This window comes from Xanthomonas sp. PPL134 (assembly GCF_040595915.1).
Lineage (GTDB): Bacteria > Pseudomonadota > Gammaproteobacteria > Xanthomonadales > Xanthomonadaceae > Xanthomonas_A > Xanthomonas_A indica.
On the sequence record NZ_JAMDLL010000003.1, the window covers coordinates 187,448 to 209,335 of the forward strand.

19 protein-coding genes and 1 pseudogene are annotated in these 21,888 nt (G+C 64.0%); 11 read left to right on the top strand and 9 right to left on the bottom strand.

What is annotated here, in order from left to right:
* Positions 1-9: 9 nt before the first annotated feature.
* Complete coding sequence (locus M3U25_RS08730; protein ID WP_355498326.1) at positions 10-855, top strand: hypothetical protein; 846 nt, start codon at positions 10-12, stop codon at positions 853-855.
* A 426-nt stretch (positions 856-1,281) separates the two neighbouring features.
* On the opposite strand, the gene M3U25_RS08735 is transcribed toward M3U25_RS08730, so the two are convergent.
* Positions 1,282-2,289: a hypothetical protein gene (locus M3U25_RS08735; protein ID WP_355498323.1), complete on the bottom strand. Its 1,008-nt coding sequence runs from the start codon at positions 2,287-2,289 to the stop codon at positions 1,282-1,284.
* Between the two features lie 173 nt (positions 2,290-2,462).
* Between M3U25_RS08735 and M3U25_RS08740 the strand changes: the two genes are divergently transcribed.
* Positions 2,463-2,687: a hypothetical protein gene (locus tag M3U25_RS08740; protein WP_355498320.1), complete on the top strand. Its 225-nt coding sequence runs from the start codon at positions 2,463-2,465 to the stop codon at positions 2,685-2,687.
* Positions 2,688-3,099: 412 nt separating this feature from the next.
* On the opposite strand, the gene M3U25_RS08745 is transcribed toward M3U25_RS08740, so the two are convergent.
* Positions 3,100-3,654, bottom strand: coding sequence for a substrate-binding domain-containing protein (locus M3U25_RS08745; protein WP_355498317.1), 555 nt, complete (start codon positions 3,652-3,654; stop codon positions 3,100-3,102).
* Positions 3,655-3,904: 250 nt separating this feature from the next.
* Positions 3,905-4,060: pseudogene (locus tag M3U25_RS08750) on the bottom strand (LysR family transcriptional regulator); the annotation flags it as partial.
* 71 nt (positions 4,061-4,131) lie between these two features.
* Here M3U25_RS08750 and M3U25_RS08755 point away from each other — a divergent pair.
* A complete protein-coding gene (locus M3U25_RS08755; protein ID WP_355498314.1) occupies positions 4,132-4,740 on the top strand; it encodes an NAD(P)H-dependent oxidoreductase in 609 nt (202 codons plus the stop codon).
* A gap of 153 nt (positions 4,741-4,893) precedes the next feature.
* Here the strand turns inward: M3U25_RS08755 and M3U25_RS08760 are convergent, their stop codons facing one another.
* A complete protein-coding gene (locus M3U25_RS08760) occupies positions 4,894-5,514 on the bottom strand; it encodes a histidine phosphatase family protein (protein ID WP_355498311.1) in 621 nt (206 codons plus the stop codon).
* 230 nt (positions 5,515-5,744) lie between these two features.
* Here M3U25_RS08760 and M3U25_RS08765 point away from each other — a divergent pair, with 230 nt between their 5' ends.
* Entirely contained in the window at positions 5,745-7,769 is a 2,025-nt protein-coding gene (locus M3U25_RS08765; protein ID WP_355498308.1) for a phosphocholine-specific phospholipase C, read from the top strand.
* 219 nt (positions 7,770-7,988) lie between these two features.
* Here M3U25_RS08765 and M3U25_RS08770 read toward each other — a convergent pair whose 3' ends face one another.
* Positions 7,989-10,298 (bottom strand): TonB-dependent receptor, encoded by a 2,310-nt coding sequence (locus M3U25_RS08770; RefSeq protein WP_355498305.1) that lies wholly within the window; start codon positions 10,296-10,298, stop codon positions 7,989-7,991.
* Between the two features lie 284 nt (positions 10,299-10,582).
* On the opposite strand from M3U25_RS08770, the gene rimK reads away from it, so the two are divergent.
* The 4 genes from rimK (at position 10,583) to M3U25_RS08790 (ending at position 14,200) form a co-directional block, all read left to right on the top strand.
* Entirely contained in the window at positions 10,583-11,476 is an 894-nt protein-coding gene (rimK, locus tag M3U25_RS08775) for a 30S ribosomal protein S6--L-glutamate ligase (RefSeq protein WP_355498302.1), read from the top strand.
* A 258-nt stretch (positions 11,477-11,734) separates the two neighbouring features.
* Entirely contained in the window at positions 11,735-12,181 is a 447-nt protein-coding gene (locus tag M3U25_RS08780) for a hypothetical protein (RefSeq protein ID WP_355498299.1), read from the top strand.
* 14 nt (positions 12,182-12,195) lie between these two features.
* Entirely contained in the window at positions 12,196-12,873 is a 678-nt protein-coding gene (locus tag M3U25_RS08785; protein ID WP_010340533.1) for a response regulator transcription factor, read from the top strand.
* Entirely contained in the window at positions 12,866-14,200 is a 1,335-nt protein-coding gene (locus M3U25_RS08790) for a HAMP domain-containing sensor histidine kinase (RefSeq protein WP_355498296.1), read from the top strand. The genes M3U25_RS08785 and M3U25_RS08790 overlap by 8 nt, the downstream gene beginning before the upstream one ends.
* Before the next feature lie 111 nt (positions 14,201-14,311).
* Here the strand turns inward: M3U25_RS08790 and coaE are convergent, their stop codons facing one another.
* From coaE to M3U25_RS08805, 3 genes are read right to left on the bottom strand one after another with little or no spacing between them, the layout of a single operon-like run.
* Positions 14,312-14,935, bottom strand: a complete 624-nt coding sequence (gene coaE, locus M3U25_RS08795) for a dephospho-CoA kinase (protein WP_355498293.1) — start codon at positions 14,933-14,935, stop codon at positions 14,312-14,314.
* 13 nt (positions 14,936-14,948) lie between these two features.
* Positions 14,949-15,812, bottom strand: coding sequence for an A24 family peptidase (locus tag M3U25_RS08800; RefSeq protein WP_355498290.1), 864 nt, complete (start codon positions 15,810-15,812; stop codon positions 14,949-14,951).
* Between the two features lie 6 nt (positions 15,813-15,818).
* Complete coding sequence (locus M3U25_RS08805; RefSeq protein ID WP_355498287.1) at positions 15,819-17,078, bottom strand: type II secretion system F family protein; 1,260 nt, start codon at positions 17,076-17,078, stop codon at positions 15,819-15,821.
* Positions 17,079-17,447: 369 nt separating this feature from the next.
* Here M3U25_RS08805 and M3U25_RS08810 point away from each other — a divergent pair, with 369 nt between their 5' ends.
* The 3 genes from M3U25_RS08810 (at position 17,448) to pilB (ending at position 20,263) form a co-directional block, all read left to right on the top strand.
* Positions 17,448-17,855 carry a pilin gene (locus M3U25_RS08810; protein WP_295938320.1) on the top strand — a complete coding sequence of 136 codons (408 nt, stop codon included), beginning with the start codon at positions 17,448-17,450 and terminating at the stop codon, positions 17,853-17,855.
* Positions 17,856-18,093: 238 nt separating this feature from the next.
* Positions 18,094-18,495: a pilin gene (locus M3U25_RS08815; protein WP_355498283.1), complete on the top strand. Its 402-nt coding sequence runs from the start codon at positions 18,094-18,096 to the stop codon at positions 18,493-18,495.
* 34 nt (positions 18,496-18,529) lie between these two features.
* The gene (pilB, locus tag M3U25_RS08820; RefSeq protein ID WP_355498280.1) at positions 18,530-20,263 is read left to right on the top strand and encodes a type IV-A pilus assembly ATPase PilB; all 1,734 of its coding nucleotides are present in this window, start codon (positions 18,530-18,532) and stop codon (positions 20,261-20,263) included.
* Between the two features lie 236 nt (positions 20,264-20,499).
* On the opposite strand, the gene M3U25_RS08825 is transcribed toward pilB, so the two are convergent.
* Positions 20,500-21,888 carry a sigma-54 dependent transcriptional regulator gene (locus M3U25_RS08825; protein WP_242080579.1) on the bottom strand — a complete coding sequence of 463 codons (1,389 nt, stop codon included), beginning with the start codon at positions 21,886-21,888 and terminating at the stop codon, positions 20,500-20,502.

The following is a 21,888-nucleotide window of genomic DNA, read 5'->3' on the forward strand; positions in this document are numbered from 1 at the left end:
ATCTTCATTTTGCAAATTTCAAACGAAAAGCTAGGCCTGGCCCCGATTGACGAGATTTTCGTCGATCGGGGATTTTCCAGTATTCAAGGTGAGATGGCTCTCGCAACGACTATTTTTGGGTCTGATAGCTATCAGAAGTTCATTGAAAATCAGTCATCCCCAGAATTATTTGTTGCTGCCAACGGCCGCGAGAGTGAGCTTGGCGTTCGACTTGCGGAGTCGGAAGCCACCTCTCGAGAAGAAGTGAAAAAAGCCGTCGGTCTTATCTTGGATGACCCTATTCTCGATTTCTTGCGAAAGCGTGATTTGCTCGTGCGGTTCTTTCCTGAGCAACTCGGACAGATGCTCTCTGCGCATCTGCCGGCCTATCAAGAAAGCGTCGAACAAGAGGTTGAAAATCTCTGCATCGTCACGCGTGGAGCGGCCATTGATTTGAAAGGAGGCGAAGCGATTGTTGCGCGGAAGCAAATATTCAATGAGGTAGCGAGAGACGCTTTTGCGAAAATCGGGCTATCTGTTGCCGGCGAAAAGGACGGGTTGCTTCGCTTCTCTGGCGTCGGAAGCGATGGTGCCAAGATCTCGGCGCAGATGGAGCCTTCATCGCTCACCAGGGTATATTCGACTCACACGTGGCCGACCATTCGATATTGGCCTTTGATGCCGTTTAGCTTCGTCGTCAAGAAGAGAGCTAAAGGCGAGAAGAAAGCGGCATTCATGATGCCACCTGAGGTCCAGTCGCTAGCGGCGCTGCGTCTAGGGAGATATGAAGACAGTCACTCACTAGAAATTGCTGTGCGCGCCTTGGCGCTGTGGATCGAACTGGGATTTTTCGGTGGCCCGCCCAAGAAGGGTTGAAGTTTCCCAAGTATCCTGACTGATGTCCCCAATCGTCAGCAGAAGAGAAGCCCCGATCTGATCGGGGCTTTTTTGTGAGCTAGAAGATCTTGTGATGCTGATTTCGTTGGTCATCCGTTCGATCTAGGATGCTCTAGCTGACACTATGATGGGATTGATCTTGGAGCGACGCAGTGGTTCTAGGCATAGGTGGTGGCCGCGCCACTTCTCAGATTTTTCTGATGCCATCATGCGAACTCACCCGATAGGACTTTGAAGCTCACCAAGCCAAACTAGCCCCATCGTCCAGGCCACTTCACCCACCATGGCATGGCTGAGGGGCTTTGCGCAGGGCCGCCGGGACATCAGGGGGCCGACGATGAACTCGACTGGCCCGAGCAGCAGCAGGCTCAGCAAGAGCCAACAGAAAACCTCGTATGATGCGAATCACCAACGCCCTTTTTCGCCATCGATGTAGAACGATTGATCCTCGGCCACTGACCGCCATGCCATCGTAACGTCCCGAGGAAGCTCATTTTTCAAACGCTGACGCGCGTGGGCACGAAGGCTGTTGAGGCTGATGAATTTTTCGGTGCAAAGGTAAGAACGCACGGAAAACGAAACGCCGTGCGCTGAGCTATAACCACTCTCAAAGAAGTGGGTAGCGAACAGGTCCAGCGAAGGATCTTGCTTCTTCAATGCAGCGAAAACCGATTTGGTGCCTTTGACATTGGCACTGGTGACCGCGTTGAGGATCCGGCCAGGACTTCGCAACACCCATAGCGCTCCACGGGATACGGAAGCTTCCACGCTCGCGGTGAACCGCTCCGCTGCCCTTTTCAACTGAGGCTTGCTCAGGACAATAGAGTAGGGGTGTTTGGCTACGCTCTGATCTATGGTGTTGGTAATGATCAAACTTGCAATCGTGAGGGCCCTTGGGTTGCGCACAATCGCATCGGCAACTTGACCGGCGATATTGGGTGTCTCCCCCGCTGCAATGCTTTCGATTGCTTTGAGGCAGGAGTCTTCGATGCTCAATGGTGATCGGCGCAAGACTTCTCGATCCCATTTGAGCGTGGGTTGATCGATCAGCATCGCGACATCCTGGCAAAGAGTGACCTTGTCCTTCACCCAGCCAATGGGAAGTGCTGCCCTTGTTTTCCCCAAGATGTCCATGAAGCCGTAGATGTTCTCAGTCGTCAGTTTTGCGTTGATTTTTTGTCTACTTGTTGCATCCAGCAGATAGCGTCTAGCGTCGGCGATTGAGGCATCACTTTGGCCGATGGACATGCCCAAGGCGATGCCAAGCCGACCTGGTGCTGCAATATGGCCTTCCACCTCCGAAGAGCGGATGTGGGAGTGGCCCCCACTGGCTTGGGCAGCAGCCGGAAAGAGATGATGCACAAGGCGTCGAACAGCGTCCGCGTTTGGGCTGCGGTCAAAGAGCTTATCCATTGACGCCTTGTGCTTCTGCTTTCTCTCGTTGCCTTCCTGGTCAGAGATCTCTATGACAAAAGGGTGCGGATCTTTTCGAAGCGCCGTGTAAACACGTGGCGCACGCACCATCAGGCAAGCAAGCCCCAGGATATCCGCGCGAGTCGGGGGAGAACGGCGCCGACTCGGCCTGGGTGGCACAAGACATCTGGTTTGAGAACTGGGAAAAGGGTCTTGAGCTTTGCGAGATCGCAAGGCACTTTTCGCTCAGGGACACCACGATATCCTTGTTGTGGTTCGATCAAGAAGAGCTTCCGGAAGTTGAGCACGACCGCTTCGGGAAGAGCTGGGAGGACGACGGGGGCTTGCCCGAACTCACGGGCGAGTTGACTTGGGAAAAGCCTCGCAAGCGTCGTTGATCAAGCGCAGCCCTGGGAAGTGCTACCGCTCGAAATGGGACTCTGCCAGCTTGAGTCAGGATGTGAGCCTTGCTAGATTAGGTATCGTTCGAGGTGTTGTTTTTTGGGTTCCTTGTTCTGCTTGAAATCTAGGCGGATCAATGGGTTAGGGTGAGTTGGGTTCTGTTCCCTTCGCCCGCTCCACGTCCTGCAAGCTTCCGGGACACTGTGCGCGCTCCGCAATCGCCGGACCGCTCCACAATCACGCTGTTGATGTCCCGCGACCTTTCCTGCTGTCGCGCCGCTGTGGTCGCCGTGTCCGTGTCCCGATAACGCCAACCTGCTGTGGCGACTGGGCTCGTGTCGTCCTTGCTCACCCTCTCCAGTCCCGGGCGATCCGGCGCATCTGGCGTCGGCCCGCATGCCGGCGACGCTATCGAGCGCGCTCCATGCCTTGGGACAGAGGGGCTCGTGGGCCTGGATGACCGGAGTCAATCCCTGCAAGCTGGCGCCACAACCAATCCGCTGCGGGCCGAAGCGCGGCGTCTTTGCGTTTCGCTACCGTGATTCGAAGCGTCTGGTCGGATTTCCAGGTCGCGGAGGCCAATTCGACGAGCCGTTCCGCCGCCAGGTCGTTGATCACCATGTGCTGTGGCATGCCTCCCCATCCCAGTCCGGCGAGCAACATGCCGTAGGCGGCGCCCAGGTCGTCGATGTGCCAGACATTGGGCGAATGGAAGGACATGTCCGTTCTGGACCTCGCCGCTGGATCGAGCAGGGCGATTTGCACATGGTCCTTCAGGTCTTCCGCTGCGACGGTCTTCGCGATCGCGGCCAAAGGATGATGTGCCGAGGCCACGGTAATGATCGGCACGGTGGCCACGGTCACCGCTTCCAGCTCCGGGTGAACCTCGGACGTCCCGTCCAACAAGCCGATGCTGGCCTGTCGGTCCAGCACCTTTTCCGCCGCCTCGCCTGCGTTGTGCATGAGCACGCTGGGCGAAACGGCTGGCCAGGCAGTGCTGAAAGCGCGTAGGGCGCGAGAGGTCGCACATCGGGAACAACGTGTCCACGGCCAGCCTGACTTCCGCCTCGGCGCCAGACGCCAGGTCTCTCGACAGCGCTTGGAACACATTCACCTCGTCGCAGATGCGACGCGCCCGCGTCAGGAGGGCACTGCCGGCGCTCGTGATCGCAGGGCGGTAGGCGCTTCGGTCAAAAAGCGTCACGCCAAGTTGCTCTTCCATGCGTTGAATGCTGTGGCTCACCAACGATTGCGCCTTGCCCAGTGCGCGTGCCGCAGCAGAAAAACTTCCGTGGTCGGCTGCCGCGATGAAAATGCGCAGTTGATCGAGCGAGAACGCATCTCCATCTGGAATCTTGATGGTCATCATCAGGTTGGCAGCAGTTTTTTAAGTTTTCGAGCTTCGTTAGCGTAGCGCATCTTTCCTGACGGAGTTTCTCGATGACGCGGCTTCTCGTTCTCAACAGCAGCATCAATGTGTCTGGCTCGATTTCCCGTGCAATGGTGCATGCCTACGTGCAAGCGCAACTGCTTGCTCATCCTGCGACCGTGGTGGTGCAGCGCGACCTGGTCAAGGACCCATTGCCGGCGATGCAGCCGGAGATGCTTCCTCTGTATCTCGGCCGCCCGGAACAGGCGGACGACGCTGCCGCGGCGCTCTGCGATGCACTGATCCGCGAGGTGGAACAGGCCGACGTCATCGTCATGGGCCTGTCGATGTACAACTTTTCCTTGCCCGCCTCGGTCAAGGCATGGCTCGACTATGTGGTGTGTGCCGGCAAGACATTCCGTTACACGCCAGAAGGGCCGCAAGGGCTTTTGCCCGCGGGGAAGCAGGTGATCGCGCTGGTCGCTAGCGGAGGCATCTATTCGCATGGCGATGGCGCAAACTACGATTATCTGTTGCCTTACTTGAAAACCATCCTGTCCCTGATTGGTCTGTCTGATGTGCGGGCGGTGCGTGCGGAAGGTACGGCGCTCGGCGACGTGGCGGCCATTCGAGAAAAGGCCGTGGCGGAGGCCGCGGCGCTGGTGTCGCCGTTAGGGTGAATCTGATGGTCTTGAACCGCGGCGCTGGGAGCAAAGCGTCAGCGCCGGTTTGGTCAGTCGTTCAATCCGAATTGCGCTTGGTTCAGCGCAGGCCTCCGCGGAGACCTGCGCGGCAATGCACTCCAGCGCCGCAAGCAAGGGCGTTGGATTGCACTAGACGCGAAGCCCCAGCGTGTGATGGGTTTCGTTGAGGCGATGCAGGGTGAAGTTGCCATCCTCGATCACGATTTCATTCACGCAACACGGCTCCTGCTTGATGCGCCAGTAGCGCGCCAGCGGCAGCCCGAGACATTGCAGGAGGAGCACCCGGTTGATGCTGTCGTGGCCGACCAGGACGACGGTCTGGCCACTATGATGATGCAGGACGTTGTGCAGCACCTTCATGGCGCGAACCAGCACGTCCGCCAGCGTTTCGCCTCCTGGAATCACTGCGAGATCCGGCGTCGCAAACCAGGTCCTTGCGAGATCGGGCCAGCGCGCAGTCACTTCGTCGTGCGTCAGCCCCTGCCACTGGCCGTAATCGATGTCGGAGAGGTCGTCCAGGATCTGGGCCGGCACGCCGGTCGCCTGCGCGATCGCTGCGCCGGTCCGTACGCATCGCGACAGCGGGCTTGTGTAGATCGCGTCCGGTGCCCAGCTTTGCGCGACGCGCGTCGCAAGGGCGGCGGCCTGCAGCTCACCAAGCTTCGATAGCGGCAGTTCCGCGCGCCCACGGAAGCGCTCGGGTGCAATCCAGTCGACATGCCCATGGCGGGCGAGGATCATGGTGGTCATGGCGCCTTTCTCGCATTGTCTTGTCGAACCAATGCTGAGCGGTCTCGAGCCAGCGCGATCTCCGGCGCGCTCTGCAGCCATTCGCGAACTGTCAAACCCGCTTCATCGACCAGCGCTAGGCTGGCCGACGCCTGAGCGTTTGCTCGTTGCCGGTCCTGCTTCCCGTGGTCGAACACAGCCGTCGTCGTTTCCTCGCCCGCACGTCCGTGGCCCTGGGGGCCGGTGCGGCCATGCCGCTGTTGCCCGGCGTCATCCGCAGCGCGCTGGCGGTGCCGCCGGCGCGGGTCACCGGTACGTTGCAGGACGTGCAGCACGTGGTGATCCTGATGCAGGAGAACCGGTCCTTCGATCATTACTTCGGCTGCCTGCGCGGGGTACGCGGCTATGGCGATCCGCGGCCGTTGCGGCTGCCCAGCGGCAAGCCGGTCTGGTACCAGCCCGAGCGCAAGGGCAGCGATCGCTATGTGCTGCCGTTCCGGCTCAACAGCCAGACCAGCAGCGCGCAGTGGATGAAGGATCTCAACCACGACTGGAAGGGCTCCCACGAGACCTGGAAACACCACGACGCCTGGATCGCGCAGAAGAGCGCGATGAGCATGGGGCACTTCCAGCGCGAGGATCTGCCGTTCTACTACGCCCTGGCCGACGCCTTCACCCTCTGCGACGGCTACCACGCCTCGCTGTTCGGCCCCACCAATCCCAACCGCATGTACATGTTCACCGGCACCAGCGGCCTGAGCGTCGGCAACGACGGCGAGCAGGCGGTGAACAACCGCGACGACGGCAACTGGACCGCGGACATGGCGCGCGACAATCCGCGCTTCCCCGGCTACACCTGGAGCACTTACTCCGAGCGTCTGCAGGCGGCCGGCGTCAGCTGGCAGGTCTATCAGGAGTTCGACAACTACGGCGACAACAGCCATCCGTACTTCGCCAACTTTCGCAGGCTGGACCGCGCGTCGCCGTTGTACCGCCGCGGCCGCGCCATCGTGCCCGGCTCCACCGCCGACAACGCCAAGGCCTCGCGCGGCGAGCACTTGGTCGCGGCATTCGCGCGCGACGTGCGCGCCGGCACGCTGCCGCAGGTGTCGTGGATCGTCGCGCCGTACCTGCTCAGCGAGCATCCTGAGGCCACCCCGGCCTATGGCGAATCCTTGAGTGCGCGACTGCTGGAGGTGCTGGCGGCTTCGCCGGAGGTCTGGTCGAAGACTGTGTTCCTGATCAACTACGACGAGAACGACGGCTTCTTCGACCACGTGCCGCCGGCGCTGCCGGCGATCCGGCCGGAGCTGGGCGCCAGCAACGTGGACCTGCATGGCGAGGATTATCACGGCGTGCCGGTCGGCCTGGGGCCGCGGGTGCCGATGCTGGTGGTGTCGCCGTGGAGCCGCGGCGGCTGGGTGAACTCGCAGGTGTTCGACCACACCTCGGTGCTGCGCTTCCTGGAGCGCCGTTTCGGCGTGATGGAGCCGAACATCAATCCGTGGCGCCGCGCCGTCGCCGGCGATCTGACTTCCACGCTGGACTTCGTCGGCCACGATCCGGCGCCGGTGGCGTTGCCGGACACCCGCGACTACATCGCCCGCATCGACGCCACCGCGACGCTGCCGCCGCCGCAGCGTCCTGCGCAACAGGCGCTGCCGGTGCAGGAGCCTGGCCAGCGCCCGGCGCGGGCGTTGCCCTACGATTTCGACGTGCGGCTGCAGGTGCAGGCGGATGCGCGGGTGTTGCGCATGCGCAATCGCGGCGATGCTGGCGTGGCGCTCAATGCCTATGCCGACGGTGGCATGGCCGGGCCCTGGTTCTACACGCTGGCCGCCGGCAGCGAGCTGCAGGATGCGCGCGCGTGGCGCGGCGATGCGGCCGATGCCGGCTACGCGGTGCGCGTGCACGGGCCTAACGGGTTCCTGCGCGAGTTCCATGGCGACGGGATCGGCGATGCCGGGCTGCAGGCGGAGGCCGACTACGATGCGGCCGCGCAGTGCCTGCTGCTGACGCTCGGCAATGCCGGCACGCAGCCGTGCACGCTGCGCGTGCACGACGGGTATCGCGGCGATGGCACCGAGCAGACGCTCACGCTGGCCGCCGGCGATCGCATCGTCCTTCGCCTGCCGCTGCAGGCGCAGCACCACTGGTACGACCTGACCATCGACAGTGCGACCCTGCCGCAATGGCGTCGGCGTCTGGCCGGACACATCGAAACCGGCCGCCCCAGCATGAGCGATCCGGCGATCGGCCGCGTGGTCGACGCGTAGCGGTCGCCGCCTTTCAGCGCGGGACGTGGTTGCTGGTGGCGGTGCCCGGTCGCGGCTTCAGCCGCGACCGCTTCGCGCGCGTGTCACGGGATACACCAGTTCTGTTCCGCGCCGGCTCATCTACAGCACTCCGCACGTTTGCATGACCCCAAAAACAAACGCCGCCGCTGCAAGTGCAGCGGCGGCGCAGGGTGCCTTCCCTGGCGGTGTCGCCTCGGCTCAGAACTTGCCGCTGAAGGTGACGAAGAACTGGCGCGGCGCGCCGGCCATCAGCGTCTGGTTGTAGCCGTTGGGGTCGGAGACGACGTAGCCGTTGGTGCCGACGGTGGCGAAGTAGCGCTTGTCGAACAGGTTGGTGACGTTCGCGCTCAGCCCCAGGTTCTGGAACATGCCGACCTGGCCGAAGTCGTAGCCGGCGCTCAGGTCGAAGCGCCAGTAGCTGGGCACCGACGAGTCGTTGAGGTAGCTGATGTAGCGGCGGCCGGTGTACTTGCCGTCCAGCGAGGCGTGCCAGCCGGCGTTCTCGTAGGCCAGGCTGCTGGAGAACATCCATTCGGGGATGCCGACCACGCGCTTGCCGGAGGTCGCCACCACGCCGCCGTTGAGGTAGTCGTCCTGGTAGGTGGAGTCGTCGTAGGACAGCGAGTTCAGCCAGCGCAGTTGTTCGATCGGGCGCCAGATCACCGCCAGGTCGGCACCCTGGCTGCGCACCGAGCCGACGTTGTTGAGCGTGGCCGAGCAGGTCTGGATCGCGCTGCATGGCGAGGTCACCAGCAGGCGGTCGTCGAAGGTGGTGTGGTACAGCGCCAGCGACGCTTCCACGCCGTCGCCGCGCACGCGGTAGCCCAGTTCGTAGGTCTGTGCGGTCTCCGGCTCCAGCGAGCCCTTGATCGCGTTGAACGCGGCCTGCGATTCCTGGAACGGGGTGAAGCCGAAGCCGGCCATGTTCTTGTTGTAGGAGGCGTAGACCTCCTGGTGCTCGTCGATCTTGAAGTTGGCGCCCACCTGCGGCAGCAGGTCGGAGTCGGCCTTGATCTCGCCGGCGGCGTTGGACGCGGACGGCACCTGCGACTGCGCGGTGGTGTCGACGATCAGCTTCTTGGCGCCGAAGTTCAGGGTCAGGCGCTCGTCCATCAGGCGCAGCGTGTCCTGCGCGTAGAACATGGTGGTGTCGGTGTCGTAGTGCTGGGCGAAACCACGCGCGAACAGGGTGCCGTTCTTGTTGAAGTAGTACAGATCGGTGAACGGGCCGTCGAGCAGGAAGTAGTTGCGCTCCTGCACGGTCTTGGCGTTCTGGTACCAGCCGCCGATCTCGATCTCGTTGCCGGCCACGGTGAAGTTCAGCGAGCCGGTGACGCCATGGCGGTTCAGGCGGTAGTCGGTGGTGCGCATCGACAGCGGCACGCTGGCCGAGGACGCCGCGTACGGCGTGGTCCACTGGCCTTCGCCGTTGTTGTCGTGGTAGTAGCCGGTCAGGTTCAGCGTGGCGCTGCCGCCGAGGTTGAACGTGCCGCTGAGCGCGGCCAGGTTGTCGCGGCGCAGGCCGGCGCCGGAGTAGTAGGACGCATCGGCCTTGCCGTAGTCGGCGGGCAGGCCGTTGAGGCTGGCCGGGTAGCTGCCCTTGCCGTTGAGCGCGTTGGCGATCTGCACCGCGCTGTTCCAGTCCGGCATCAGGTAGTCCCAATCCCAGCCGAGGACCCGCTGCGAGGTCAGCGACAGGTCCATGATGTCGTATTCCTTGCGGTGCGAGCTGTCCAGGTACAGGCTGACCCGGTTGCCGTCGCCCCACTGGTACAGCGCCTTGGCGTTGGCCTGGTTGTACTCGTTGTTGCCGTAGCCCTTCCACTTGTCCATTTCGCCATGCACCAGCGAGGTGTACAGCGAGAAGCCGTGGATGTCGCCGGTGTCGCCGCGCAGGTAGGTGCGGCGGGTGCTGTCGGAACCGAGGGTCTGGCTGAAACGGATGCCGGCGTCGGCATCCGGATCGGCGGAGTAGTAGCGCACGGTGCCGCCGAGGTTGCTGCTCGAGGGCGTGCCCAGGCCGCCGGCGCCCTGCGCCAGTTCCACCGAGGCCACGTTCTCGGAAATGATCGCGCGGGTCACCTGCAGGCCGTCGCTGACGCTGTAGCTCATGTTGCCCAGCGGCACGCCGTCCAGGGTGAAGCCGAGCCGGCTCTGGTCGAAGCCGTGCAGGCTGATCGCGGTGGACCATTCGTAGGCGCCGAATGGGTCGGCCGACTGGAACTGCACGCCCGGCAGCTTGTCCAGCACCTTCAGCGCGCTGGTGCCGGGAGCGGCGATTCCGATGTCCTCACGGGTGATGCGCTGCACCTGGCGGGTGGTGCCGCTGGACACGACGGTGATCGCGTCGAGCATCGTGGCATCGTTGCCGCTCGCGCTGGCCGCCGCATCGGCGGTTGCGGTGGCGGCGGCCGGCGCGGTCTCGGCCAGCGCGGCGAAGGCCGGCAGGGCGGACGCAACGGCAAGCACCAGCGCGTGCGGGCGCAAGGATCTGGAAGTGGGGGTCATCGAAAGTCACCAATCATGAGGGGGAGACGTGCCGGACCTGCCGCGCGGGGCGCGGGCAGCCGGTATACCGGGCCGAGACGCGGCCCGCCCGCCACGATGCAACGGTTTTGTGAACGTTTCGGGGCGGTCCGATGTCGGCTGTGGGACAGCGCGCGGACCGTGGGTGATGGCGATCACCGCGCATCCTCGGCCTTGCCGCGCCGGCGGCGGCTGCGACGACGCGCGGCATCGCAGTGCCGGTGACGCGACGTATGATGCCGGGCCTGCCACCGCCGCCGCCCTCGATGAAGCTCGCCATCCTGTCCCGCAACACCAAGCTGTACTCGACCCGGCGCCTGGTCGAGGCCGGCCGCGAACGCGGGCACACGGTGCGGGTGCTGGACCCGCTGCGCTGCTACATGCGCATCGCCGCCGGCGCCTTCACCATGCATTACAAGGGCAAGCCGATCACCGGCTACGACGCGGTGATCCCGCGCATCGGCAACTCGGTCACCCGCTACGGCACCGCGGTGCTGCGGCAACTGGAGATGATGGGCGTCTGTACACCCAATCCCTCCGACGCCATCCTGCGCGCCCGCGACAAGCTGCGTGCACACCAGCTGCTGGCGGCCAAGGGCATCGACATGCCGATGACCGTGTTCGGCGACAACCCGGACGACACCGGCGACCTGCTGTCCATGCTCGGCCCGCCACCGCATGTGGTGAAGTTGAACGAAGGAACCCAGGGCACCGGGGTGATCCTGACCGAGAAGGCCAGCGCCTCGCGCGGCGTGGTGGAGGCACTGCGCGGGCTGTATGCCAACTTCCTGGTGCAGGAATTCATCGGTGAGGCCGAGGGCGCCGACCTGCGCTGCTTCGTGGTCGGCAACCAGGTGGTGGCGGCGATGCGCCGCACCGCGCCGGAGGGCGACTTCCGCTCCAACCTGCACCTGGGCGGCACCGCCGAGCGCACCACGGCCAGCCGCGGCGAACAGGAGGTGGCGGTCCGCTCGGCCAAGGCGCTGGGCCTGGGCGTGGCCGGCGTCGACCTGATTCGCTCCAAGCGCGGGCCGCTGGTGTTGGAGGTCAATTCGACCCCGGGCCTGGAAGGCATCGAGACGGTCTGCGAGCTGGATATCGCCGGCAAGGTCATCGAACACCTCGAAGCTTGCCTGAAGCGAAAGAAATCAGCGGGTTAGCGGAATCTGTGGCTAAGGGTTCTGGCTTAACACCGGTTTAATTCCGCCCTGCGTAAGCTTCGTCGAACCGCAGCTCTGCCCTCCTCAGCAGGAACGGTAATCGGGATAGAACTTTTTCGGCCCAGGCAGCCCCGCTGCCTGGGTCTTTTTGTTGGCGAGCACCTACCCGGCCCAGCCCGTCCACTGCTTGCGGCGGTGTTTGCGCGGGGGCTACATTGCCAGGCGCGTTCAACTGCGGGGGAAGGGATGAAACGGTCGATGGCATTGGTGCTGGGCATGCTCCTGGCATGCACGGCGATGGCGGCGCCCAAAGGTGAGGCGCCCATGAACGTGAAGAAAGCGTTCGCGCAGCAACTCAGTACAATTCGGCAGCAATTGAACGATGGTAAGACCTATTCCGAAATCAATGCTGACGATCGCGGCAGGGTCGAAGCTGCATTGGCGCGAATGGCTGCGATACTCGACGCCCACCAGGACGTGGAGACCTTGAAGGAAGAGCAGAAGGTCGCATTGTTCAACGATCAGGAAACGGTGAATACGTTGCTGACCAAAGCGGCAGCGGACAGCCGGATGGTGTGCAGGCGCGAGGCCGTGACGGGCTCGCTGCGCACGACCACGCAATGCAGGACCGTGGCGGAACGCCGCCGCGACAACGAGGATGCGCAGGAACTGATGCGGCGCAATCCAACTGGCAAGTACGACTGACGGGGTAAATGTTGGTGCGAATTCTAGTGATCGAAGACAACAGCGACATCGCTGCCAATCTGGGCGACTACCTCGAGGATCGCGGCCACACCGTCGATTTCGCCGCCGATGGCGTCACTGGCCTGCACCTGGCGGTGGTGCACGAGTTCGATGCGATCGTGCTCGACCTCAACCTGCCGGGCATGGACGGCATCGAAGTCTGCCGCAAGCTGCGCAACGAGGCGCGCAAGCAGACCCCGGTGCTGATGCTGACGGCGCGCGATTCGCTGGACAACAAGCTTGCCGGATTCGATTCCGGCGCCGACGACTATCTGATCAAGCCGTTCGCGCTGCAGGAAGTGGAAGTGCGGCTCAACGCGCTGTCGCGTCGCGGCAAGGGCGTGCACACCCGGGTGCTGGAGACCGGCGACCTGGAATACAACCTGGATACGCTGGAAGTGCGCCGCCAGGGCAAGCTGCTGCAGCTCAATCCCACCGCGCTGAAGATCCTGCAGGCGCTGATGGAGGCCGCTCCGGCGGTGGTGACCCGGCAGGAGCTGGAGACCCGCGTGTGGGGCGAGGAATTGCCCGACTCCGATTCGCTGCGCGTGCATATCCACGGCCTGCGCGCGGTGGTGGACAAGCCGTTCGACGTGCCGATGATCCAGACCCGCCACGGCATCGGTTACCGCATCGCCGCGCCCGATGCCTGAAGCGCCGGCGTTGCCGCGGGTCGTGCGGCGGCGCGGGCGCTACCGCCGCCGTCTCCGCAGCCGCATCATCCTCTCGTTCGTGCTGTTGGGCTTCGGCCTGACCGCGCTGTTCGCGTTCGCCACCAACTGGGCGCGCGCGCGCGTGGAGAACCAGCTGGTCGAGGACGTGATGAACCGCAACCTGGAAGCGTCCTGGCGCAGTTACGTGGCCAGCGGTGGGCGCAACCTGGCGATCCCGGTCCAGCAGATGAAGGGCTTCGTCTACCGCCCCGACAAGCTGGATGGCCTGCGTCGCGATTTCCCGGAATGGGAGCGTCTGAGCGACGGCATCCACATGATGTCGGGTACCGACGCCGACGGCAAAGCGTTCGCCTACAAGGTCGGCGTCCGCAAAACACCGGACGCGTGGTTCTTCATGGCCTACGACCTGACCCAGACCATGCAGGGCGAGGTCCAGCTCAAGCGCACCCTGATCCTGTCGGTGCTGGTGTTCAGTGCGTTGTCGCTGGTGATCGGCTGGTGGTCGGCGTCGCGGGTGATGCGGCCGGTGTCGGACCTGGCCGCGCGTCTGCGCGCCTATCGCGGCAGCAGCGATCCCAAGCCGTTGGCGCCGCACTTCCCCGACGACGAGGTCGGCCAGCTGGCCGAGGCGCTGGACGACTACTCGGCGCGCCTGACCGAAGTGGTGCAGCGCGACCGCGAGTTCAACGCCGACGTCAGCCATGAGCTGCGCACGCCGTTGGCAGTGATTCGCGGCGCCACCGAGCTGCTGCTGACCCGGCCCAATCTCGACGAGAAGGTCCTGCAGCGCCTGCAGCGCATCCAGCGTGCCGAACAGCAGTGCAGCGACCTGATCGGGTCGCTGCTGCTGCTGTCGCGCAACGAGCGCGGGCAGGGCCACAGCAACGTCGCCAAGGTCGCCGAGCAGTTGATCGAATCGCATCGCGCGCAGTTGGGTGGCAAGCCGCTGCAACTGCTATTGGAAGGCGAGCGCAACCTGGCCATCGATGCACCGGAAGCGGCGTTGTCGGTGGCGCTGGGCAATCTGATCGGCAATGCGGTCAAGTACACCCAGGAAGGGCAGGTAGTGGTGCGGGTGCTGAGCGATGCGGTGCAGGTGATCGACTCCGGCCCGGGCCTGAGCGAGGAGGACGCGGCCAAGCTGTTCCAGCGCGGCTACCGCGGCACCCATGCTGGCCATTCGCAGGGCGGCGGCATCGGTCTGTCGATCGTCAGCCGGCTCTGCGACCTCTACGGCTGGCAGGTCAACGTGCGTCCGGGCGCGACCAAGGGCGTGGTGGCGACGCTGTGGTTCAAGCCGGCTTGAGGCTGGCGGCAGGCCGTCCTCTCCCCGCGGTAGGAGCGGCTTCAGCCGCGACCAGGCTGTTCCAGTCAATGCGGGTCGCTTCTGATCCTTGATGGCGGAATAAACGCTTTTCTACAGCGAAGACTTTGCTGCGGCCAGGTCGCGGTACTGCCGATCCAGCCGCTCCACCGCCTCCTGCAGTTCGGCGGCGGCGCCGTCGTTGACCACCACGTCGTCGGCGATGGCCAGGCGCGCGGCGCGGGTCGCTTGCGCCGCCAGCATGCGCTGCGCCAGGTCGGCGGTGATGCCGTCGCGCTGCATCAGGCGCGCATGCTGCAGCGCCTCGGGGGCGTCGATCACCAGGATCCGGTCGAGCCAGGGATAGGCGGCGCGTGCGCCGACCTCGGTCAGCAGGGGAATGGCCGCGATCGCATACGGTCCTGCGGCCTCGCGGCACTGTTCCTGCAGTAACTTGCGGATGGCGGGATGGGTGATCGCTTCCAGGTCGCGGCGCGCCGTCGCGTCCTCGAAGATGCGCTGGCGCAAGGCAGCGCGGTCGAGCCGCCCATCGTCCTGCAGGAGCAGCGGCCCGAAGCGCGCCACGATCTGCGCCAGCGCCGGATGGCCCGGCGCGACGACTGCGCGAGCGGCGAGGTCGGCATCGGCGACGACGACACCCTTGGCCTCGAAGCGGCGGCTCAGTTCGCTCTTGCCGGAGGCCACGCCTCCGGTCAGGCCGACGACGAAATCAGTCAAGCCGCAGGCTCCGTCAGCGCAGTCCCGACCAGCGCATGTAGGTCTCCACGATCTCCGTGCCCCAGAAGAAGGTGATCCAGCCGGCGATTGCCAGGTAGGGGCCGAACGGGATCGGCGTGGCGCGGTCGCGGCCCTTGGCCGCCAGCCACAGCGAACCCAGGATCGCACCGACCAGCGAGGAGATCAGGATGGTGGGCAGGATGCCCTTCAGGCCGCACCAGGCGCCGATCGCGGCCAGCAGCTTGAAATCGCCATGGCCCATGCCTTCCTTGCCGGTGATCTGCTTGAACAGCCACCACACCGACCACAGCGAGAGATAGCCGACCGCCGCGCCGAGCAGAGCGGGTTTGGCCGGCATGTACAGGTTGTCCATGCTGCCGATCAGGCCGAGCCACATCAGTGGCAGCGTCAACTGGTCCGGCAGCAGGCGGGTGCGCAGGTCGATGCCGGACAGCGCCACCAGGAAACAACTGAACACGATCGCGCCGAAACCCTGCCAGCCGAAGCCGAAGCGCCACACGCTGGCGACCACCAGCAGGCTGGTGAGCAGTTCCACCAGCGGGTATTGCGGCGAAATCGGCGCATGGCAGTAGCGGCACTTGCCGCGCAGCGCCAGCCAGCTGAACAGCGGAATGTTCTCGAACCAGGCCAGCTTGTGCTTGCAGTGCGGGCAGTGCGACGGCTCCACCACGATGCCGGGCGGCGGCGGATCGTAGATGTCCGGCAGCTCCAGGATCTCGCGCGAATCGCGCTTCCACTGCCACTCCATGCGCTTGGGCATGCGCAGGATCACCACGTTGAGGAAGCTGCCCACCAGCAGGCCAAGTCCGGCCGCGGCCGGGAAGCCGAGGCCGGGGTGTTGATCGAGAAATGCCATTAATGCTTATCCAACGACGGAGGCCAGCTTGAAGATCGGCAGGTACATGCCGATGACCATGCCGCCGACGATGGTGCCGATGAACACCATGATCAAGGGCTCGATCAGGCTGCTCAAGGCATCGACCGCATTGTTCACTTCCTGCTCGAAGTACTCGGCCACCTTGAACAGCATCGCATCCAGCGCACCGGCTTCTTCGCCGATCGCGGTCATCTGGATGACCATGTGCGGGAACAGATTTGTCTGCTTCATCGCCACGTTGACTGGGTAGCCGACCGCCACGTCGTCGCGCATGCGCAGCACGGCAGTTTCGTAGACGCTGTTGCCGGTGGCGCCAGCGACGATGTCCAGTGCCTCCACCAGCGGCACGCCGGCGCGGAAGGTGACTGCAAGAGTGCGCGAGAAACGCGCCACCGAGCTGTTGTGCATGATCTGGCCGATAATCGGCACCTTGAGCACCAATCGGTCCATCCCGTGCTGCATCGCAGGCGAACGTTTGTAGGCGAAGATGAAGCCGCCGATGGTGCCGATCAGCAGGAGCAACAGCATCCACCAATACGACACCATGAAGCGCGATGCTGCGACGATCATCTGGGTGAAGGCTGGCAGTTCCGCGCCGAAGCCCTTGAACACGTCTTCAAATTGCGGGACGACCCAGACCAGCAGGATCGAGGTAACGATCAGGGCAACCGCCATTACCATGGCCGGGTAGAACAAGGCCTTCTTGATCTTGCCCTTCAGTGCCTCGATGTTCTCTTTGTAGTCAGCCACCGTCTCCAGCACGGTCTCCAGCACGCCGGCCCCTTCGCCGGCTCTGACCAAGTTGCGGTACAACTCGTCGAACTGGACTGGATGCTTGCTGATCGCCTCGAAGAGCGAGGAGCCTCCCTCGATATCCGTGCGGATCTGGTCGACCATCTTCTTCATGCGCGGGTTTTTGTGCCCGCTGGCGATGATCTCCAGCGCGCCCACAATCGGCACGCCCGATTTCATCATCGTCGCCATCTGCCGGCTGAAGAAGGCGATATCTTTGGGGCTGATCTTCTTGCCGGCGGCGCCGAACAGCGGCTTGGGCTTTGGCTTGACCACCGACGGCGTGATGCCTTGCCTGCGCAGTTCGGCGCGCAATAGATTGGCGTTCTTGGCGGTCTGCTCGCCCTTCATCTTGACGCCGCGCTTGTCGGTACCCTCCCAAACGAAGGGCACCTGCTGGCTGGTGCTGCGTGCGACCGGCTCTTTCTTGACTGCGCTGCGCGTTGCGGACATCAGGTCGTCTCCCCCGTCCGGCCATCCCCGGGCGGACATATGAGGCATGGTATCGGTTTCCGCGGCGCCTGGCACCCGGAAGTCGCTGCCGTGGAGAGGGTCTGTGCGATTGGCGTGACGTAGTGCGTCACTTTATGCCGCTTGTGGGCAGTTGGTCCATTCGGTCGCAGATTCCTGATTTGCCTGCACAGTGCCTGTGGCGCTAGGGCATGATACGCCCCGGGGAGAGCATCAGGCATGTTTGAGAAGTTGGCACGCAGTCTGCTTTGCTTACCTCGCACGTGGCGCTTCGCCGCGGCGCTCGGGGAGTAGGATCCGCGGGCGAGTGCCTACCACCACCACCTAACATTCCATCTCTAGGGGTTCACAATGAAGAAGCAGCAGGGCTTTACCCTGATCGAACTGATGATCGTGGTCGCGATCATCGCCATCCTGGCCGCCATCGCGCTGCCGATGTATCAGGACTATGTTGCCAAGTCGCAGGTCACCGCTGCGCTGGCCGAGATCACCCCCGGGAAGACGCAGGCTGAAGTGCTCCTCAACGAAGGCAAGGACTTTGCGGCTGCTGCCGACATCGGTCTGAAGACCTCCACTCGCTGCCCGACCCTGACTGTTTCGGGTACCGCCAGCAGTGGCGCGGCCAGCATCCAGTGCACCATCGCGGGCAATTCTCAGGTTAAGGACAAGACCGTCACCCTGACCCGCGCCACTGCCGATGGTTCTTGGACCTGCGCGACGACCGCCGTTACCAAGTACAAGCCGAACGGTTGCACCTAATTCAGTTGGTGCTCCTTTCGCTCTTCGCAAGAAAAAAGCGCCCCTAGGGGCGCTTTTTTCTTGCGAAGAGGCCTTTCATCACGGTAGCAGTCATCGGCAGTGCGCCTGATGGCTTTGGTCTTTCTTGTCAATGCCATAGGCCACGTTAGCATTTCGCCCAGCTTCAATCCCGGCCATGTCCGGCAGTTGGGTGAGGCTTTTTAAGAGAGTGTTTCTCGTTGCGCGATAAGGGGGGCGTATGCGCGGATTCGCTTTGGTTGAGTTGATGGTGGTCGTTGCGATAGTGGCTATCCTCGCCGCTATCGGTTTTCCCACCTATCAGGGATATGTTGCTAGGAGTCAGACGACGGCTGCACTGGCGACCGTAAGGCCGGGAAAGACCATGATCGAAACTGCCATCGCGGAGCAGCGAGACGCTTCGCTCCTCGATGCAGATTACATCGGAATTAAGGCATCCGCGTCTTGTTCTTCGGTAAGAGTAGAGGTTACTAGTGATTATGCGGCCTGGATTGAGTGTCATGTTTCAGGGAGTCCGAAGGTGGACGGAAAGGCGCTGTACCTGAGGCGTGACACCGAAGGTGTATGGACATGTGATGCAAGCGCCTTTGATGTACCTTACAGGCCGGGAGGCTGCAGCTGATCCTTACCTGTTTTTTGCGCTTGAGGTAGACAAGATGAGCACGTTGATGGCTCCTAATTTGGTCGGCATCACCGGTATCGCCCGCCGTCTCGTGCAGGACGGTGCGCTGGACGAAGCCGCGGCGCGGGCCGCGATGGCCCAGGCGGGCGAGGCCAAGGTCCCGCTGCCGCAGTGGTTCTCCGAGAAGAAGCTGGTTACCGCCGCGCAGTTGGCCGCCGCCAATGCGGTGGAGTTCGGCATGCCGTTGATGGATGTCTCGGTTTTCGACGCCAGCCAGAACGCCATGAAGCTGGTCAGCGAGGAACTGCTGCAGAAGTACCAGGTGCTGCCGTTGTTCAAGCGCGGCGGCCGCCTGTTCGTCGGCATCAGCAACCCGACCCAGACCCGGGCGCTGGATGACATCAAGTTCCACACCAACCTGACGGTGGAGCCGATCCTGGTCGACGAGGACCAGATCCGCCGGACCCTGGAGCAGTGGCAGGCCAGCAACGACTCCCTCGGCAGCGCGCTGGGCGACGACGAGGGCATGGACAACCTCGATGTCGGCGGCGGCGACGAGGACATGGGCAGCAGCGGCGACACCGGCATCGACGCCAAGGGCGAGGACACCCCGGTCGTCAAGTTCGTGAACAAGGTGCTGGTCGACGCGATCCGCCGCGGCGCGTCCGACATCCATTTCGAACCCTACGAGGACGATTACCGGGTGCGCCTGCGCATCGATGGCCTGCTCAAGAGCGTGGCCAAGGCGCCGGTCAAGCTCAACCAGCGCATCGCCGCGCGCCTGAAGGTGATGGCGCAGTTGGACATCGCCGAGAAGCGGGTGCCGCAGGACGGGCGCATCAAGCTCAACCTGTCCAAGAACAAGCAGATCGATTTCCGCGTCAGCACGCTGCCGACGCTGTTCGGCGAGAAGATCGTGCTGCGTATCCTCGACGGCAGCGCGGCCAAGCTGGGCATCGACAAGCTCGGCTACGAACCGGAGCAGCAGAAGCTGTTCCTGGATGCGATCCACAAACCCTATGGCATGGTCCTGGTCACCGGCCCCACCGGCTCCGGCAAGACGGTGTCGCTATACACCGCGCTGGGCATCCTCAACGACGACACCCGCAACATCTCCACCGCCGAGGATCCGGTCGAAATCCGCCTGCCCGGGGTCAACCAGGTGCAGCAGAACAACAAGCGGGGCATGACCTTCGCCGCAGCGCTGCGCTCGTTCCTGCGCCAGGATCCGGACATCATCATGGTCGGCGAAATCCGCGACCTGGAGACCGCCGAGATCGCGATCAAGGCCGCGCAGACCGGCCACATGGTGTTGTCCACCCTGCACACCAACGACGCGCCGCAGACCATCGCGCGCCTGATGAACATGGGCATCGCGCCCTACAACATCACCAGTTCGGTGACCCTGGTCATCGCCCAGCGCCTGGCGCGGCGCCTGTGCAACAACTGCAAGCGCCCGGTCCAGTTGCCGGAGAAGGCCCTGCTGGCCGAGGGCTTCACCGAGGCGGAGGTCGCCGCCGGCATCCAGTTGTACGAAGCGGTCGGCTGCGACGACTGTACCGAGGGCTACAAGGGCCGCACCGGCATCTACCAAGTGATGCCGATGAACGACGAGATCGCGGCGATCGTGCTGCAGGGCGGCAACGCGATGGACATCGCCAGCGCCGCGCAGAAGATCGGGGTCAAGGACCTGCGCCAATCGGCCCTGCTCAAGGCCCGCAACGGCATCACCAGTTTGGCGGAGATCAATCGGGTGACGAAGGACTGAGAAGCTGGGAATGGGGAATCGGGAGTGGGGAATGGGAAAAGCGGGGTTTCCCATTCCTGTCGCTCAGTCCAAGCCCTATTCCCTGGCTCGCCGACGTGTAGCGCAGGGCGGACGATGCCGGCTGCAGCCACCGCATCGTCAGCCTGGCCGGATCATTCCCTGAGGCGAAGGGCCGGGAGCATCCGGGAAGCCCGCTTTTCCTATTTCCCACTCCCGACTCCCCATTCCCGGCCCTCCTACTCCATCCCCAGCTTCTTCAGCTTGTAGCGCAGCGCCCGAAAGGTGATGCCCAGCTGCGCGGCGGTGCGGGTCTTGTTCCAGCGGTTCTCTTCCAGTGCCTTCTGGATGGCGGCGCGTTCGAGTTGCTCGATGTAGGACGGCAGTGCGGAGGAACTGGGGTCGATGTCGACCACGCCGCGCGGCAGGGCGGGGGCGGCCTCGGCGGCGCTGCGGGCATGGTTGCCGGGTTGCGGCAGGCGCAGGTCGGTGGCGCTGATCTGATCGTCTTCGGCCATCGCCAGGGCGCGCTCGAGGATGTTCTCCAGTTCGCGCACGTTGCCGGGGAAGGCGTAGCTGCTCAGCGCGTCCAGCGCCGAGGGCGACAGCAGCGGGGTGGGGCGGCCGTGGCTCTTGGCCAGCCGTGCCAGGATCGCCGCGGCCAGCTGCGGCAGGTCGCCGCCGCGCTCGCGCAGCGGCGGCACGCGCAGTTCGATGACGTTGATGCGGTAATACAGGTCGTGGCGGAAGCGGCCCTCGGCGACCAGGTCGGCCAGGTCCTTGTGCGTGGCCGAGAGGATGCGCACGTCTACCGGCACTTCGCTGGCGGCGCCGACCGGGCGCACCGATTTCTCCTGGATCGCGCGCAGTAGCTTGACCTGCATCGGCAGCGGCAGTTCGGCGACCTCGTCGAGGAACAGGGTGCCGCCATGCGCGGCCTGGAACAGGCCGGCCTGGTCGGCATGGGCGCCGGTGAAGCTGCCTTTCTTGTGGCCGAAGAACTCGCTTTCCATCAGTTCGGCCGGGATCGCGCCGCAGTTCACCGGCACGAACGGGCCGGCAGAGCGGGCGCCCTGTTCGTGGATGGTGCGCGCGACCAGCTCCTTGCCCACGCCGGACTCGCCGAGGATGTAGACCGGCGCCTGATTGCGCGCGACCTTGGCGATGGTGCTGCGCAGCGCGTCCATCGCCGCCGAGGCGCCGAGCAGGCGGCTGGCCTGTTCCGGGGCCGGCTGCGGCGGCGCGGCGCGGCTCTCGTTGTTGAGTTCCAGTGCATGCTTGACCAGGCCGCGCAGCACCTGGATGTCCACCGGCTTGCTGACGAAGTCGAAGGCGCCGGCCTTCAGCGCTTCCACCGCCAGGTCCATGCTGCCGAAGGCGGTGATCATCGCCACCGGCGTGCGCGGGTAGTGCTTGGCGATCTCGCTGACCAGCTCGATGCCGTTGCCGTCGGGCAGGCGCATGTCGGTGATGCAAAGGTCGTAGGGGTTGCTCGCCAGCAGTTCGCGCGCTTCGGCGAGGTTGGCGGCGGTGCTGATGCGCAGCCCCATCCGGCCCAGGGTCAGGACCAGCAACTCGCGGATGTCGCGCTCGTCGTCGACGACCAGGGCACTTCGGGTTTCGTTCAT

Excerpts from the sequence above, each read along its gene's own strand:
- M3U25_RS08745 (WP_355498317.1), bottom strand. The coding sequence starts at position 3,654 with ATGCACAACGCAGGCGAGGCGGCGGAAAAGGTGCTGGACCGACAGGCC.
- M3U25_RS08790 (WP_355498296.1), top strand. The coding sequence starts at position 12,866 with ATGCCTGAAGCGCCGGCGTTGCCGCGGGTCGTGCGGCGGCGCGGGCGC.
- M3U25_RS08770 (WP_355498305.1), bottom strand. The coding sequence starts at position 10,298 with ATGACCCCCACTTCCAGATCCTTGCGCCCGCACGCGCTGGTGCTTGCC.
- M3U25_RS08815 (WP_355498283.1), top strand. The coding sequence starts at position 18,094 with ATGCGCGGATTCGCTTTGGTTGAGTTGATGGTGGTCGTTGCGATAGTG.
- M3U25_RS08765 (WP_355498308.1), top strand. The coding sequence starts at position 5,745 with ATGCCGCTGTTGCCCGGCGTCATCCGCAGCGCGCTGGCGGTGCCGCCG.
- M3U25_RS08760 (WP_355498311.1), bottom strand. The coding sequence starts at position 5,514 with ATGACCACCATGATCCTCGCCCGCCATGGGCATGTCGACTGGATTGCA.
- rimK (WP_355498302.1), top strand. The coding sequence starts at position 10,583 with ATGAAGCTCGCCATCCTGTCCCGCAACACCAAGCTGTACTCGACCCGG.
- pilB (WP_355498280.1), top strand. The coding sequence starts at position 18,530 with ATGAGCACGTTGATGGCTCCTAATTTGGTCGGCATCACCGGTATCGCC.
- M3U25_RS08825 (WP_242080579.1), bottom strand. The coding sequence starts at position 21,888 with ATGAACGAAACCCGAAGTGCCCTGGTCGTCGACGACGAGCGCGACATC.
- M3U25_RS08800 (WP_355498290.1), bottom strand. The coding sequence starts at position 15,812 with ATGGCATTTCTCGATCAACACCCCGGCCTCGGCTTCCCGGCCGCGGCC.
- M3U25_RS08780 (WP_355498299.1), top strand. The coding sequence starts at position 11,735 with ATGGCATTGGTGCTGGGCATGCTCCTGGCATGCACGGCGATGGCGGCG.
- M3U25_RS08755 (WP_355498314.1), top strand. The coding sequence starts at position 4,132 with ATGACGCGGCTTCTCGTTCTCAACAGCAGCATCAATGTGTCTGGCTCG.
- M3U25_RS08810 (WP_295938320.1), top strand. The coding sequence starts at position 17,448 with ATGAAGAAGCAGCAGGGCTTTACCCTGATCGAACTGATGATCGTGGTC.
- M3U25_RS08805 (WP_355498287.1), bottom strand. The coding sequence starts at position 17,078 with ATGTCCGCAACGCGCAGCGCAGTCAAGAAAGAGCCGGTCGCACGCAGC.
- M3U25_RS08735 (WP_355498323.1), bottom strand. The coding sequence starts at position 2,289 with ATGGATAAGCTCTTTGACCGCAGCCCAAACGCGGACGCTGTTCGACGC.